The 16,308-nt window shown below is 38.6% G+C and carries 15 protein-coding genes; 10 read left to right on the top strand and 5 right to left on the bottom strand.

Going from position 1 to position 16,308, the window contains the following annotated elements; translation table 11 throughout:
- Positions 1-67: 67 nt before the first annotated feature.
- Positions 68-1,186, top strand: coding sequence for a saccharopine dehydrogenase NADP-binding domain-containing protein (locus tag IPO83_07960; GenBank protein ID MBK9731210.1), 1,119 nt, complete (start codon positions 68-70; stop codon positions 1,184-1,186).
- Positions 1,187-1,229: 43 nt separating this feature from the next.
- On the opposite strand, the gene IPO83_07955 is transcribed toward IPO83_07960, so the two are convergent.
- Positions 1,230-2,735 carry a hypothetical protein gene (locus IPO83_07955; protein MBK9731209.1) on the bottom strand — a complete coding sequence of 502 codons (1,506 nt, stop codon included), beginning with the start codon at positions 2,733-2,735 and terminating at the stop codon, positions 1,230-1,232.
- 449 nt (positions 2,736-3,184) lie between these two features.
- Between IPO83_07955 and IPO83_07950 the strand changes: the two genes are divergently transcribed.
- From IPO83_07950 to IPO83_07915, 8 genes are all read left to right on the top strand, one after another.
- On the top strand, positions 3,185-6,520 hold the full coding sequence (locus tag IPO83_07950; protein MBK9731208.1) for a DUF4175 domain-containing protein: 3,336 nt from the start codon (positions 3,185-3,187) through the stop codon (positions 6,518-6,520).
- Between the two features lie 22 nt (positions 6,521-6,542).
- A complete protein-coding gene (locus tag IPO83_07945) occupies positions 6,543-6,956 on the top strand; it encodes an ATP-binding protein (GenBank protein ID MBK9731207.1) in 414 nt (137 codons plus the stop codon).
- A gap of 1 nt (position 6,957) precedes the next feature.
- Positions 6,958-7,383: an rRNA maturation RNase YbeY gene (gene ybeY, locus IPO83_07940; GenBank protein MBK9731206.1), complete on the top strand. Its 426-nt coding sequence runs from the start codon at positions 6,958-6,960 to the stop codon at positions 7,381-7,383.
- A 274-nt stretch (positions 7,384-7,657) separates the two neighbouring features.
- On the top strand, positions 7,658-9,520 hold the full coding sequence (mnmG, locus tag IPO83_07935) for a tRNA uridine-5-carboxymethylaminomethyl(34) synthesis enzyme MnmG (protein MBK9731205.1): 1,863 nt from the start codon (positions 7,658-7,660) through the stop codon (positions 9,518-9,520).
- A gap of 139 nt (positions 9,521-9,659) precedes the next feature.
- Positions 9,660-10,091 (top strand): acyl-CoA thioesterase, encoded by a 432-nt coding sequence (locus tag IPO83_07930; GenBank protein ID MBK9731204.1) that lies wholly within the window; start codon positions 9,660-9,662, stop codon positions 10,089-10,091.
- A gap of 162 nt (positions 10,092-10,253) precedes the next feature.
- Positions 10,254-10,871 (top strand): hypothetical protein, encoded by a 618-nt coding sequence (locus IPO83_07925; protein ID MBK9731203.1) that lies wholly within the window; start codon positions 10,254-10,256, stop codon positions 10,869-10,871.
- A gap of 4 nt (positions 10,872-10,875) precedes the next feature.
- A complete protein-coding gene (locus IPO83_07920; protein MBK9731202.1) occupies positions 10,876-11,142 on the top strand; it encodes a hypothetical protein in 267 nt (88 codons plus the stop codon).
- A 189-nt stretch (positions 11,143-11,331) separates the two neighbouring features.
- Positions 11,332-11,925 carry a DUF1211 domain-containing protein gene (locus IPO83_07915; protein MBK9731201.1) on the top strand — a complete coding sequence of 198 codons (594 nt, stop codon included), beginning with the start codon at positions 11,332-11,334 and terminating at the stop codon, positions 11,923-11,925.
- Between the two features lie 27 nt (positions 11,926-11,952).
- On the opposite strand, the gene IPO83_07910 is transcribed toward IPO83_07915, so the two are convergent.
- The 3 genes from IPO83_07910 to nadA form a co-directional block, all read right to left on the bottom strand.
- The gene (locus IPO83_07910; GenBank protein ID MBK9731200.1) at positions 11,953-12,342 is read right to left on the bottom strand and encodes a DNA-binding protein; all 390 of its coding nucleotides are present in this window, start codon (positions 12,340-12,342) and stop codon (positions 11,953-11,955) included.
- Between the two features lie 43 nt (positions 12,343-12,385).
- Positions 12,386-12,919 carry a hypothetical protein gene (locus tag IPO83_07905; GenBank protein ID MBK9731199.1) on the bottom strand — a complete coding sequence of 178 codons (534 nt, stop codon included), beginning with the start codon at positions 12,917-12,919 and terminating at the stop codon, positions 12,386-12,388.
- Positions 12,920-12,997: 78 nt separating this feature from the next.
- Entirely contained in the window at positions 12,998-14,005 is a 1,008-nt protein-coding gene (gene nadA / locus IPO83_07900; GenBank protein ID MBK9731198.1) for a quinolinate synthase NadA, read from the bottom strand.
- A 546-nt stretch (positions 14,006-14,551) separates the two neighbouring features.
- Here nadA and IPO83_07895 point away from each other — a divergent pair.
- Positions 14,552-15,577, top strand: a complete 1,026-nt coding sequence (locus IPO83_07895) for an SPASM domain-containing protein (GenBank protein ID MBK9731197.1) — start codon at positions 14,552-14,554, stop codon at positions 15,575-15,577.
- Between the two features lie 56 nt (positions 15,578-15,633).
- Here IPO83_07895 and IPO83_07890 read toward each other — a convergent pair whose 3' ends face one another.
- The gene (locus IPO83_07890; protein MBK9731196.1) at positions 15,634-16,254 is read right to left on the bottom strand and encodes a hypothetical protein; all 621 of its coding nucleotides are present in this window, start codon (positions 16,252-16,254) and stop codon (positions 15,634-15,636) included.
- Between the last annotated feature and the right edge of the window lie 54 nt (positions 16,255-16,308).

Here is a 16,308-nt window from a genome sequence, read left to right as displayed (position 1 = left end):
AGCCAAATAGATTTCACTTTTCTTATACCAGCAGCATCCATCATACCTCAATCAATAAACTATCAAAATGAAAAAGATAACTGTTCTCGGCGCCGGCATGGTCGGTCGTGCTATGGCTATTGACCTCGCAAAAAATTATGCAGTTACTTCTGTTGACGTAAGTACGTCAAGTCTGGAACTATTGCCTTCCAACATTAAAAAAGTGAAAGCAGATCTTTCTGATCAGAAAAATATCCGTCAGGTTATTGCCCGTGCTGATCTGGTGATAGGTGCGGTTCCGGGATTTATGGGTTTTGAAATGGTGCAGACAGTAATTCGCAGCAATAAAAACATCGTAGACATTTCGTTTTTTCCTGAAGATCCCTTCATCCTTGATAAGCTGGCGAAAGAAAATGGCGTTACTGCAATTGTGGATTGTGGTGTTGCGCCAGGCATGGACAACGTGATTCTTGGTTATCACAACGAGAGGATGGAGGTTGAGAATTTTACTTGCCTGGTCGGCGGACTTCCATTTAAGAGAACATTGCCTTTTCAGTATAAAGCTCCGTTTTCTCCTATTGATGTTTTGGAAGAATACACACGTCCTGCACGCATCGTTGAAAATGGAAAGGTGGTGATAAGAAAAGCACTTTCAGAAATTGAAGAAGTTCAGTTTGAGCAGATCGGAACACTGGAATCATTTAACTCCGATGGATTGCGATCGTTGGTGAAAACGATGAAGCACATCCCGAATATGAAAGAAAAAACACTGCGTTACCCGGGACATGCCAGGCTTATGGAAGCTCTGAGAGAAATGGGATTATTCAATAAAGAAGAGGTAGAAGTGCGTGGAAAAAAAGTGAGTCCGCTGGATGTAGCCGCCTCATTATTATTTCCGAAATGGAAATATGAAAAGGGTGAAGAAGAATTTACCGTGATGCGGGTAGTGGTGGAAGGAAAAGAAAACGGACGGAAGATATCTTATTCATACGACCTTCTTGACAGATACGATTTATCAACCCACACTTCATCGATGGCGCGTACAACCGGATACACCTGTACGGCTGCTGCAGTAATGGTGCTGGAAGATTTGTATAAACGAAAGGGAATTATTCCGCCGGAGTATTTAGGGAAGGACGAAAAATGCTTCTGGTTCCTGCTTTCTTACCTTGAAGAGCGCGGAGTGGTTTACCATAAAAATCCATAGCGACATAGGGAAGATACTGAAATTGAATGTTAGCTTAAACAAGTTACCTTTTCACTTCAGTACTTACTATTTTTTGATTTACCCATGAAACAAAATCAAAAGAATGAAAAAACTGTTTCACGCAAAGGTTATCGCTTGTTGATAGTTTTTTCAGATCAATACTCAGTTTAACCAGCATGATTCTCATGCTTTTTTGCACTGCTGCCTCACTGTTTATTTTCTGAAAGTGTTTAATGAATGTTTTTTCCAAAAGGTATTCTTTCGTATTTCTTTTCCGGATAAATCCATTCAATTGCCGGCACTGATATTCCAGTTCATCAAATTTTCGTGATTCAAACAATACCAGAAGAAACAGAATTCTTGTAAGATCATACAATTCCTTTCTGGGAGCATTTGCACTGCTGTTAAGAATCACACGACAGTAATCCCATGTTGTTAAAAAATCCCCGCGCGAAAAAAACAGGAGCATCAATAAATAATTCAGCGCCCTACCCTCGCCACCTTCATCCAATATCGCCTGATTTTTTTCATAAAACTCCTGTACTTCCTTAATTATCCCTGCTTTGCCTTTGGCCCCGGTTTCCAGATAGTGATGTGCCAGGAACAATGAATAATATTTACCGCCAACCACCGGATTACCTTTGTAGTTGTCTAACCATAATTTCCTGAATTCCGTCAACCATTTCTTGCTTTCAGAAAGTCGCTTCGTATCAATGCAAGCCGCGAGATAAACAATAAAAGCAATCAGGTATTCCTGGGGCCTCCTTTTTGAAAAATCCACTGAGGCATCATTCATCAATATCCAGCACTGTTTCGCTTCTGCATATGCCTTTTCATAGTCCGCTTGTAGTTTGTACAGGTAATAAAGTGAAAGGTGTAAAAAGCCCTTTGATGAAACAGGCAGATGGGTCAAATCCTTATTATATACCGGTGACTCAAGAAGTTCTTTAATACTTTGGACTTCGTGATTCGAACGCATCAGGAAACTATTGCGTGTAATTTTTGCAACCTCTACATACTGGCGATAGATTTCGGCCGTGTGAAGAATATTTTGAGCGTTACTGACCATGCTATCACCTATGGTAGAAAAATTAATATTGTGATTTTTGTAGAGTCCGGTATTCGCGAAAAAAGTCTTGTACTGAAGAATGACACCATGTATATAAGGCTGATTCTGACTTTTTGCCCATTCTTCCACTTCCGTCAACAGGGTAATTGCTTCGGGAAACAGTTTCCGGTAGTGAAGCATGGCCGCCCAGCGCAGCTTCCCAAGCATTAAAACCGCAAGGTTCACCGTTTCTCTGTCGGCCAGGCTGCGGAGAATGGTTTCATACAATTCATTTTTTCGAACAGAAAGATTGGGAATCCTGGCGGCAAGTTTCCTTTCATCATATTCATCCGGCGAGAAGCTCTCTAATAACTTAAATAATTGTACTAATATATTCTTTCCACCTTTACGATAGTGAATTGCAGTTCTCATTATATAGCTGCGTTCTTCTTTTGTAAGTACTTTAATCAGGGTGAATAATGATTTCGAACTTGTTTTCATAAGCAAGTGGATCGCTGCAAATAATATTTGATACTATGTATAAAGGTTTCAATTCCGAAACCTGTGTAAATTAAATATTTCAACCTTAAAAATGCATTTTCGGAGGCTAAAATTTAATTTATGCAAGGCATTGCCAGCAGTTAAAGCAGAGAATTTACGAATGAATAACCAGCACTTAAATTTTAAGTTATTCCTGGAAATGGGCCTTCAATTATAAATTAAGACCTGTATGTTTGAAGTCCTACCTGTTTACCCAGTTAATAAAGGCTATATGATCCCCGGAGATATGGGGATCTTTTTTTTGAACCGTGATAAAAGGGAAGTATGGTGTTTGACAACTCAATTCCCATATAATTTCAAGTTGTCGAATTCGTTTGATGCTCTGTGGAATAATTTATAATTTGACACCTTGCCCTATTAACAAGAAATTGAAATAAAAAAACTTTATCGTGCTGACCGACAATTATCAATTGCTGCTTCAAAAAGTGGATGAGTTTACAAGGAAGTTTTATGTAAACCAGCTCATCCGTGGCGTCATCTACACCGTGGCACTATTACTTGCTGCCTTTTTGGTAATCGACGTACTTGAATATTTCGTTTATTTTCCTTCTTCCATCCGGACCATTTTCTTTTTTGGCTTCCTTGGTGGTGGAACCCTTATTATCCTTCGCTGGATTGCACTTCCGCTGCTACATTATTTTCGTCTTGGTAAAATAATATCGCACGAAAAAGCAGCCGCTATCATCGGCCAGCACTTTAACGAAGTGCAGGACAGGCTGTTGAATATCCTGCAGCTTCGGCGTCAGGCAACAAGTGCAGCAGATGCCTCATTAATAGAGGCCAGCATCAATCAGAAAATTGAGGGGATCAAACCCATTCCTTTTGCCGCAGCCATCAACCTGAAAGTGAACCAAAAGCACCTTCGTTATCTCGTGCTTCCGGTATTAGCATTGGCTTTCATTCTTTTCTCTTCTCCTGATATTATCAAGGACAGTACATTGCGACTGATTCACCACAGCGAATATTTTGAAAGGCAATCGCCGTTTCAGTTTTCTGTTATAAACGCGTCGCTTCAAACTATACAATATCAGGACTTCGAACTTAAGATTAAAGTGGCTGGAAAAATTTTACCTGACCAGGCAACGATAGAGATCAACGGATTTGATTACCCGCTTACCAGGAAATCGCCAACGGAGTATGCTTATAATTTTGTAAAACCTCAAAAAGATATTGACTTCTACTTTGCTGCCGGTGGTTTCAGATCAAAGGATTTTGTGCTGAAAGTTTTGCCTAAGCCTATCATTATTAAATTCAATACCGACCTGAGTTATCCTTCTTACCTCGGGAAAAAAAATGAAACGGTTCAGAATATCGGTGATGTAACCGTTCCTGAAGGAACCAAAATTGACTGGCGATTTTTTTCTCAAAACACTTCTGATATCCGGATTTCATTGGGGGACTCGCTCTATAAAGCACAACCGCAGGGTGAAGATGAATTCACTTTTTCAAAACGATTGAAGCAAGATTCTCATTATACCGTTTTTGTTTCCAGCGAGAATTTGCCAAATGCTGATTCTATCCGTTACTCTGTTACTGTGGTTCCTGACCGTTATCCTGCTATCCAGGTTTCCCAGGTTAATGACAGCGTCGATAAAAAATACCTCTACTTTATTGGTGAAGCTTCCGATGACTATGGATTAAATCACCTGCAATTAAAATATCATCTGAAAAAAGCAGGTGATGAAGACAAGGCAACAAATTTTGAGACTATTCCGGTGAAAATTCCTTCAGGAAAATATACGCAGTTCTCACATTTCTGGGATTTAAATACACTGAATCTTGAGCCTGGCGATCAGCTCATGTACTATTTCGAAGTATGGGACAATGATGGTGTAAACGGAAGTAAATCCACGCATTCTGCCTATCTGACTTATGAAATGCCAACCGCCTCGGAGATGGATCAAAAGACAGAAGAGAACAATGAAAAAATAAAGGAAGATCTTGAATCTTCTATCAAAGAAACCAAACAATTGAAGGATGAATTTGACAAAATGCAACGTGACTTGCTGAATAAAAAGAATCCTACCTGGGAAGACAAAAAGAAAATTGATGACCTCCTGCAGCGTCAAAAAGAATTGAATAATAAAATTGAAAGCATGCAGGAAACGTTTAAGGAAAATCTGCAGAACCAATCTGATTATAAACAATACAGTCCTGAGCTGCAGGAAAAGCAGCAGGACCTGAAAAAATTGTTCGATGATGTTTTAAGTCCTGAAATGAAAGAGATGATTGATAAAATGCAGAAGATGATGGAGCAAATGAACAAGGATAAAACGCTTGACCAGTTGGAGAACAATAAACTTTCAAATCAGGATCTGGAGAAAGAATTGGATAGAATGCTGGCTTTGTTTAAACAGTTGGAATTTGAGCAAAAACTAAATGACACCAAGGAACAGCTTGATAAGTTGGCGGAAAAACAGGAAGATCTTTCGAAAGAAACCACTGGTCAAAAGGATAACGGCAACAATAAAGATTCATTAATGCAAAAACAAGAGGATGTTAAAAAGGAATTTAATGACATTCAAAAGGATCTTGAAAAGCTGGATTCACTTAATAAAGAATTAGAGCAGCCGAATGAGATGCCGAAAATGGACGATGAGCAGCAGCAAGCCGAACAGCAAATGAACGACGCCAGCCAAAACATGCAAAAGAACAGCATGAAGAAAGCCGGTGAAAATCAAAAGAAAGCTGCGGATAAAATGAAGGAAATGTCGCAAAAAATGCAGGAGTCCATGCAAAGCAGCGAGATGCAGCAAATGGAGATGGACATGCAGTCTACCCGGCAAATACTGGAAAACCTGATCAAGGTTTCCTTTGATCAGGAAGACCTGCTCAACAGGTCGAAAGGAGTTAATATTTACAATCCACAGTATTTACAATTGATGAAAGATCAATTCAAGCTGATAGATGATTTAAAAATGGTGGAAGACAGTATTCAGGAATTGAGCAAGCGTGTTTTCCAGATTCAAAGTTTTGTGAATGAACAACTAAGTGATATCAATAAAAACCTTGATCAGGCTGTTACCTCTTTGGAACAACGACAACCTGCTGCGGCAGCCTCAGCTCAGCAATATGTAATGACTTCTGTAAACAATCTAGCCTTGATGTTCCAGGAAATTATGCAACAAATGCAACAACAGATGGCCCAGCAAATGCCGGGAAATCAAAGTTGCCAGAAGCCGGGAGGAAAGAAGCAAAGCATGAATTCGTTGCGGCAAATGCAGCAGCAGCTGAATGATAAAATGTCGGAAATGAGCCAGCAGATGAAAGATGGTAAAAATCCACGTGGCGAAAATGGTATGAGCCAGGAATTAGCTCAGGTGGCAGCAAGACAGGCAGCAGTGCGCGAAGCTTTGAGAAAACTGAATGACGAGTTAAATAAGGATGGAAAGAATTCGTTTGGCAATCTCGATGAGCTTCAAAAACAAATGGAAAAAACGGAAACTGAATTGGTTAATAAGCAATTCACTGACGAAATGCTCAAAAGACAGCAGGAAATTCTTACCCGTTTGTTAGAAGCTGAAAAAGCGGAGCGCCAGCGCGAAATTGATAATAAACGGGAATCGAATACAGGCAATGACATGGTGAAACAAGTTCCTCCTGAAATCGAAGAGTATCTGCGAAAGAAGCAGGCCGAACTAGAACTTTACAAAACTGTGCCTCCTAATTTGAAACCTTTTTACCGTGATTTGGTAGAAGAGTATTTCAAGTCACTTCAGCAATAATAAACACCAATCCTTATTGCTTATGGTTGAGTTAGTAACGCTACGCGATATGGAATTCGCATCGCTGCCCGAGAATATTAATCTTATTGAAGTTTTGGTAGAAGAACTAAAATCAGAACTTGATTTAAGTGAGGAGGCAGAGGCTAATATTCTCGTGTCATTAAGTGAAGCAGTCAATAATGCTATTTTTCACGGAAACAACTCTGATCCCGCAAAGAAAGTACGGGTTTGCGTGGAAAAATTGGATAAAGAAATCGTGTTTTCTATTGAGGACCAAGGATTTGGATTTAATCTTTCTGAAGTAAAAGATCCTACGGCTATCGAAAATCTTGACCGACCTACCGGCCGGGGAATCTTCCTGATGCGAAATCTTTCCGACCGTATGGAGTATGCTGAAGGAGGTAGAAAAGTCGTGATCACATTTTTCAGAAACTGATATGGGAATTTCCTTCAGTTATCAGGTGAGGAAATTCCGTCTTCCCAAACAGAGTAAAGTGGTTGATTGGATCTTGCTTGTTTCCTTTCTTGAAAAGCGGATAGTGGAAGATATTAGTTATATTTTTTGTGATGATCCATTTCTCTTAAAACTTAATAAGCAATACTTATATCATTCCACCTACACAGATATTATAACTTTTGACTATTCTTCCAATAAAAAACTTGCCGGGGAAATTTATATTAGTACAGAACGTGTCCGTAATAATGCTGCAAGTTTCGAATCGACATTCGAAGAGGAACTGCGGCGTGTCATGATTCATGGAGTATTGCATTGCATCGGTTATTCAGATAAAACAAAACGCGACCAATTGAAGATGCGAAAAAAGGAAAGCGAATATCTTACTCTTTTTATTGAAATGGACTGATGTTTCACGGGAAACGGCATCTTTTTATAGCAGGAACTATCACAGATTGCAGAAATATGTTAAACCGTAAAATTGAAGCTAACTTAGAAAGCGCTGTTGAAACAAATTTTATTTTATTCAGGTAAGCACCAGCCAGCTTCGATCAAAGCACTCAACTTTGAGTCGCCATCTCTAAATTCATTGACATTTATTCATTTCTTATCTTTGCATAATAAAAATGCAAATAGTTTCAATAGAATAAATTCCTTTGCTTTCCTAACCTACCATTTTCACTTTGTTTTCTAAGTATAACGTCATTGTAGTTGGTGCAGGACATGCCGGTTGTGAAGCCGCTGCTGCTGCTGCAAACATGGGTTCCAAAGTATTGTTGGTTACCATGAATTTGCAAACCATTGCACAAATGAGTTGTAATCCTGCTATGGGTGGAGTTGCAAAAGGACAAATTGTTAGAGAGATTGATGCTTTGGGAGGTTATTCTGGTATTGTTACCGATAAAAGTGCGATCCAATTTCGAATGCTCAACCGGTCTAAGGGTCCGGCAATGTGGAGCCCCCGAACACAAAATGACCGGATGTTATTTGCACATGAATGGAGAATGATGCTGGAAAAAACTTCCAATGTAGATTTCTTTCAGGATATGGTGAAAGCATTAATTGTAAAAGACGGCCATGTAACAGGAATAATCACAGGAATGGGATTGGAGATTGAATCCGAAGCAGTTGTACTGACAAATGGAACTTTCCTGAATGGAATAATTCATATTGGTGAGAAACAATTTGGTGGGGGAAGAATGGCAGAAAAAGCCTCTTCAGGAATAACTGAACAACTATTAGGATTAGGTTTTGAGAGTGGCAGAATGAAAACAGGTACACCCCCCAGAGTTGATGGAAGATCTCTTGATTATTCCAGAATGGAAGAACAGAAAGGTGATGAAAATCCAGGAAAATTCTCTTATACTGACACTAAGCCTCTTATAAATCAGAAGTCATGCTTTATTACTTACACAGATCAGGTGGTACATGATATTTTGAAAACCGGTTTTGAGCAATCACCTATGTTTTCCGGTCGAATTAAAGGGATAGGTCCAAGATATTGTCCGTCTATTGAAGACAAGATCAATCGCTTTTCGGATAAAGAACGCCACCAACTTTTTGTTGAACCGGAAGGGTGGGAGACCATTGAAATCTACTTGAACGGTTTCTCAACTTCATTACCTGAAGAAGTACAATATAAGGCGTTGACAAGGATTTCCGGATTTGAAAAAGTGAAAATGTTCCGTCCCGGCTATGCCATAGAATACGATTATTTTCCGCCTCATCAATTGAAGCTTAGCTTAGAAACTCAGTTGATAGAAAACCTCTTTTTCGCCGGACAAATCAATGGTACCACCGGTTATGAAGAAGCTGCCTGCCAAGGGCTCATGGCAGGTATCAACGCACATCGCAAAGTCAACCAATTGGATGCCGTAGTTTTAAAAAGGTCGGAAGCTTACATTGGAGTATTGATTGATGACCTTGTAAATAAAGGCACTGATGAGCCGTACAGAATGTTTACCTCGAGGGCAGAATACCGCATTTTATTGCGACAAGACAATGCTGATTTACGGCTAACTGCCTTGGGGCATTCCATTGGATTGGCCAGTGAGCAAAGAATGTTTCGCGTGGAACATAAAACAGATGCCGTTAAGTCTATTATTGAAGAATTCAAAAAAGTAAAGGTGGAACCAACGGAAATTAACGAATATCTGGTTTCACGTGGAACATCAACTTTAAAAGAAAGAAACAATCTGTTTTCGGTATTGAGTCGTCCGCAGGTTGATTTGAATTCATTTGCTCTTGCGTCAGTTAATGTTCAATCAATTCTGAAAAATTTCAATAAAGAGATAACCGAGGAAGCAGAGATACTCATGAAATATGAAGGTTATATTGAAAAGGAAAAGGAAATGGTTTCTAAAATCAGCCGTTTGGAAGATGTTCCCATCATTGCCCATTTCGATTATTCATCTATTAAATCGCTTTCATTAGAAGCAAGACAAAAACTCGCTAAAATAAAGCCGACCTCCCTCGGACAAGCCAGCAGAATAAGTGGGGTCTCTCCCAGCGACATTTCCGTTTTAATGGTTTACTTGGGAAGATAATGTAAAAAGAAAGGCAGATTTTACATTCACAAAATGCAGTATATGAATGTTTTAATTGATTTTGTACAATGTTATGAATTTTTTTTACTATATATTTTACAGCAGTAATTTTCTCATTATAATTCCCCTTCCCTGAAATATGAAAGACTTTAAACTAAAGGTGCCACTTTCAATCCGCTTTGTTGATTTCGATATTTTGGGTCATGTAAACAACGCCAATTATCTTACTTATTTCGAAAATGCCCGCATTCGTTATTTTGAAGAGATCATCGCAGAAGGCAAGGTGAACTGGAAAAAGGAAGGAATTATATTGGCCAAAGCAGTGATTGACTTCCGTCAACCTATCAATAGTTATAATAACTACTATGTTTCCGTGAGGTGTTCACGCATTGGAAAAAAAAGTTTCGACATCAATTACCTTATTACCAAAGAAGAAAATGGAAATGTGACTACCATGGCAGAAGGAACTACCGTAATGGTTTGCTTTAACTATGAAACACAAGAAACGATATCTATGAAAAACGAATGGCGCCAATCCATTTCAAAATTTGAAGGAAAGGAATTAACATGATGGACAAACTTATTAACCAGGATAATCAATATTGACTTTCTATTCTAATTAAATTGCCTCAGAATTTTGGTAATCAAGCGATATGTATTAATATTTGATACAGTTTTAGCGAAGCAAATACTATCTTCAAATTCGATAGTGAATACTTAAATAAAAATGAAAATGAAAACGCTCCTTTCAATCCTTTTTATTACAGCAGCTTTAATTTCAGGTTGTGCAAAAATACCGGTTGAATCGGTTCAATTAAGCGATGCTGTAATGCAGGAAGGAGCCCGCATGCATAACATCAATATCAGTATGATCAATGATATATTCAACGAAAAGAAAAAAAATGTGAGTGATTTCATAGAACAGGATTACATGCCCGAATACGTCAAAAATTTTATGGAAGGTTTAATAATTAAAAATTATAATGCAGACAGTATACAGGAAATTCTGCTTGCTATTATTCCGGAAATCAATCAGCGACGCGATGCCATGATACAGGCATTGGATGAACAGCGTGTAAAACTCATCAATCAATTGGATAGTGAATACGATGCGTATTACACTGCTTCCAGTGCCATTCACAACTTGTTACAATCTGCCGCTAAAGTAGATGCGGAAAGAGCGGCGCTCGAAGACCATATCAAACAACTCAGCAGTGATAAAATTGATTTAAACAAAGTGGAACATTCAGTCGATGTCTTTATTGCCAAAGCCGGAGGCTCAGGTAATATTGACGGCGCTATTAATGAACTTGATAATTCTGTGAACGAGATTCTTAATAAACAAAAATGATATAATGACTGACTTTAAAAAAATAGCGAAAAGTGCTGCTATTAAAACTGACGCACATTTCTCCGATAAAATTGCATCGCTCACGCGTTTGCAGGGTCCTGAACTTCAGGCCATCATGGATAAATCGGGTATCGACAAAGATGCTTTATCCGAACTTCTTAATGTGGTTAATAAATCCTCTCTCTCCAATCAACAAAAAGCTGCAGCAATCGCGAAAGTGAACAATGGACTGGGCTTCTTAATTGGAGTTGCCGAAAAACTACTTATTTAGTTTGTTGTGTTGAAAACATTTAATGTGCGTACCTCCACATAAAAAACTAAACAACTCCGGTAATAATTGGTTTTTTATGGTTGTTTCGTAAACAATCAGCATTTTAACCTGCTATCATCAGGTGATTATGTACATATTGAATAGCAATGCAAAGCGAATTATGTATAAAACAAGCTCAAAGAAATCAAGATGGGAAAAGGGAGAATAGAAGCATTTAGTGATGGTGTAATAGCCATCATCATCACCATCATGGTTTTGGAAATGAAAGTGCCTCACGGTGATGAGTGGCAAAATCTGACACCGCTTCTACCAGTGTTTATCAGTTATATTCTGAGTTTTACAAATGTTGCCATTTACTGGAACAACCACCACCATCTGCTTCATGCTGCACATAAAGTAAATACAAAGGTGTTGTGGGCCAACACTCACCTGCTCTTCTGGCTCTCTCTTTTTCCATTCGTTACAGGTTGGATGGGTGAAAATCATTTTACAACTTTACCTATTATATTGTATGGTGTGGTATTATTAATGGCAGGTACAGCTTATTATATCCTGTCTCAGGCACTCATACAACTACATGGGAAAAACTCTACTTTGGCGATTGCAGTAGGCAGAGATAAAAAAGGAATTGCTTCTGTTGTGATTTATCTGCTGGCAATTCCACTGTCATTTATCAGTGGTTATTTTGGATTGGCGCTGTATGCAATTGTAGCTGCCATCTGGCTGATTCCGGATCAAAGGATTGAGAAGAAGATTGTTGAACAACAGAACAACCAAGCATAAATACTCTTGTGAAATACTTCCAGCTACTCACTGAATTGTTAATTCCTTAAATCCGGTAGCATTATCCCATTCACGCAGAAATTCATACCCGGATAAAACACCCACTATTATTTCTACTGTAGTATTTACCAGTGAACCTTCTTTCAGATGGCCTCCCATTACGTTTCCGCTTTCATCTGCAACAGCAATATGTAAATGACTGCCATGTTTCGAAAGTGTACCACCCAATGAAATGACTTCAAATTTCTGTTTCAGGATGGTGATATCTTCCCTTCCTGCAAAACGGATGCTTAGACATCGCAAACTTCCGACACAAGCAAGAATGCATGCGGCATTTACTTGTTGTTCCTTGGTAAAGCTATCTAACCATTTTTTAATGTCTTCATTTGGTAGTAATCGGAAAGCTTTTACTTCCATTATTTTATTTATTCAATTTAATGATCACAACTACTTTTCTGAATTATGTTAATAAAGGACCAGCATTAACAGACAACTGTCTTAAAACCTTTTTACCTCTCGATATAAAAGCCGGTTTCGAGTATTCCATTTGTTCCTCCAATATAGCTTTTAATTCGTGCCGAAGGTCAGGTTGTTGCAGTGTGATGTTATAAAGCACAGTCATAGAAAAAACTCTGATAGCAACAGGAAGGTCGGGTGCAGCAAGAAAATCAAAACAAATAGTAGCAGCAATTCCCTGAATGTTTTCAGGCAATATTATAAACTGCATGATGTTCATTATGTTTCTTTTCACAGCATCATGAACCGGCTGTTTACAATAAAGCAACATCTTTTTAAGATAAGGTCTGATCCACTCCGGATGTTGTTCAGCAACTTGTTTAACAATCCATGCACTACGCTGAACCACTCTGTATTCTCCATGAAAGAATAGATACATCAGTTTATTAAACCGCACTCTGTTTTTACAAACCCATGCAGCAATTTTATCTGTTTGTTTCTTTGAATGCTCTTTTAATATTTCTTCTTGCAAATGCATCAGATACCAACAGAAATTGGATTTCAATAATCAGTTTTACATATTCCAGGCAATTCAAATAAAAATGCAATTTCAAATTTACAGCCCGTGCTGCGCTGAAATTTCAAGCATACGGTCAATGGATTTTTTAGCTTGCACTCTTATTTCTTCCGGAACAATAATTTCCGGCAATTCATATTTCATGCACAGATACAATTTCTCAAGTGTATTGCGCTTCATATAGGGACAATCATTGCAGGCGCAGCCATTATCCGGAGGAGCCGGAATGAACACTTTATCAGGCGAATCCTTTTGCATCTGGTGAATAATGCCCGATTCCGTAGCCACAATAAATTTTTGCGAAATATTATTTTTTGTGTATTTCAGCAATCCGGTGGTGGATGCGATATAATCAGCTAACTCCAGCACCTGAAATTCACATTCAGGATGTGCAATTACTTTTGCATCCGGATGCCGGCTTTTCAGCTTCCAAATTTTCTCGGCAGAAAAAATTTCATGCACAATACATGCGCCTTCCCACAATACCATATCACGACCTGTTTTCACGATCAGGTACTTGCCGAGATTTTTATCAGGTGCAAAAATTATTTTTTTATCCGCAGGAACAGATTCAATTATTTTTTGAGCATTGGATGACGTGCAGATAATATCACTAAGTGCTTTTATTTCAGCGGAGCAATTGATATAGGTGATTACCATATGATCAGGATGCCGTGCTTTGAAGCGAGCAAACAATTCGGCAGGGCATGCATCTGCCAAAGAACAACCTGCTTTAAGATCAGGCAACAATACTTTCTTTTGGGGCGAAAGTATTTTTGCCGTTTCAGCCATAAAATGCACACCGGCAAAAACAATCATATCTGCATTTGTTTTAGCTGCCTGTTGGGATAAGCCAAGGCTGTCGCCGATGTAGTCTGCCACATCCTGAATATCAGGCTCCTGGTAATAATGTGCAATCACCACGGCATTTTTTTCCTTTTTCAGTTTTTCGATTTCGGAAAATAAATCAAGCGACGGATCAATTTCCAAATCAAGAAACCCGTTTTCATTCAATTTTTCTTCAGCTTCAACAAGTAATGCACTCATATAATTTAATTTAAAAGAAATTGAAAGTTACTATTACAAATTATTAAGGGTGTGGAAAGGTTCACAACTATTCTACAGATTGAAAGCAATTGTGTTTATCCATATTCTGTCAACATACAAAGTTAATGAATTCACATTGGTGTAAGGTGAAGATCAGGGAGTTGAGTGTTTTTCAACATCCTGTTGATTAACTGAGATGGGTAAAGAATTTTTGAAACTTGTTAAGGTTATCACTTTTCTTGCGTTCGTAACCGGCTTAAAATGTTGTGTGCTATAAACATTTTATGGAGGTTATACAGTTAGTCTTAAATATGCCTGTTTGTACACATGTTGTTCACGTCAGGCTAACGTTAATTGAAGGAGGATGTGCGTACTATTTTTTCGAATCCACAATTTACAAGAGTTGTTATTCACAACTGTTAATAGTGATTGCACTGACAGTGATGTTTTGTTTGCAGTTTTATTAGTTCAAACAAAAATGGTCTTTTATTTTTTTCCGCACTTTGTATCGATTGCCAGGTTCTGAAACAATGTTACTTTTGAATAATGCCGGCATTACAGTTTTCTGATAGTATCAATTTACTTTCTAAACTTACTTACTCCAGAGTTGTGAATGGAGGTAAAGTGCTGGGATCTTATTATTATTCACGGCTGACGGGAAATGCAATTCAAATCGGCTTACCCGTTAGCGTTTCCATAGAACCTACTACCTCCTGTAATCTTCGATGTCCTGAGTGTCCGAGCGGATTGCGATCGTTCACCAGGGAGACAGGCATGTTGGAACCGGATTTTTTCAGAAAGACGATAGATGAATTAAGCAACCACTTGTGTTACCTGTTATTTTATTTCCAGGGAGAGCCTTATCTCCATCCTGATTTTTTAAGCATGGTGCATTATGCTTCGGAAAAAGGAATTTATACAGCTACTTCTACCAACGCGCATTTTTTAAATGATGAAAGTGCGCGAAAAACAGTGGAATCGGGACTGGACCGTTTAATCATCTCGATAGACGGCACCACACAGGAAGTTTATGAGTCTTACCGGATTGGTGGCCAATTACAGAAGGTGTTGGAAGGAACCAGAAATATTATTAAATGGAAAAAACAGTTGCAATCAAAAACTCCACACCTGATTTTTCAGTTTTTAGTAGTATCAAAGAATGAACATCAAATTAATGCGGTTAAAAAATTAGCTAAAGAAACCGGTGTAAATGAAGTACGGTTTAAGACCGCACAACTCTATGATTTCAAAAATGGAAATGAGCTGATTCCTGTGAACGAGAAATTTTCAAGGTATAGAAAACAACAGGATGGATCGTTTGCTATCAAGAACAAACTGATGAATCATTGCTGGAAGCTCTGGCATTCAAGTGTGATAACCTGGGATGGAAAAGTAGTACCGTGTTGTTTTGATAAAGATGCAAAGTATCGCCTGGGAGATTTGAACTCGGAATCGTTTGCATCCATTTGGCAAAGTGACGGTTATCAACGGTTCAGAAGTGCAGTGCTTCGTTCACGAAAAGAAATTGATATCTGTGCCAACTGCTCAGAAGGAACAACGGTATGGGGATGAAAAAATACAGTCTCCCCCACTCTAAATCCCTATTCATAGGAGCGGGAAATGCCTGCTTAAAACAAGTAAGCGGCACCCAGCGTGAAAGCTAATTCATTAAAATTATCATTTATCTCTATAGAATTTCCGCCTGTAGTTGAGGTGGCGTAGAGACTGTTGAAAGTGTACTTTGCTGATGTATTAAGTGCGAAATGATCAGACAGTAAATACTGAAAGGTGAGGCCGGAAGCAATATCGAATCCTTTCGGGGACTTTCCGGGTTCATAGTTATATAAATTGGAGGCCTTTATAGCAGCATAACCGGCTGCAAGGCCAATTTGTAGTTTCAATTTCTCTGCAAGATTGATATGATATGCTGAGAGCACTTCCCAATGCGTAAGAATAGAAGTATAGTAATCGTCGCGGACCACCTGGCCATTCTCATCTGTAAACTGAACCTTATCTCCATAAATGTTTGCACGCACTGAAGGGCCCAATGAAATTTTTCCGGATACGGGAAATTGTGCATTCACATCCATAGCAAACAAGGAAGTGGCGTTTTCCAATAAGGTTGAACCAAAGGAAACGGGATAGCCGATCTCAGCGGAAATTGTTACTGGCAATTTAGCTTGCGCATGGAGAGCATTGGAAGAAAGTACACTTGAGAGCACAAGTACAGAGAGCGTTTTTGAAATCATAGTTTTAATTTTTCACATGAACGCAGTCAAAACAGGAAATATTACTTTTTTCCT

The organism is Chitinophagaceae bacterium, assembly GCA_016717285.1.
GTDB lineage: Bacteria > Bacteroidota > Bacteroidia > Chitinophagales > UBA10324 > JACCZZ01.
Note: the sequence above shows the minus strand (reverse complement) of the source record. Positions and strands in the feature narration are given on the sequence as shown.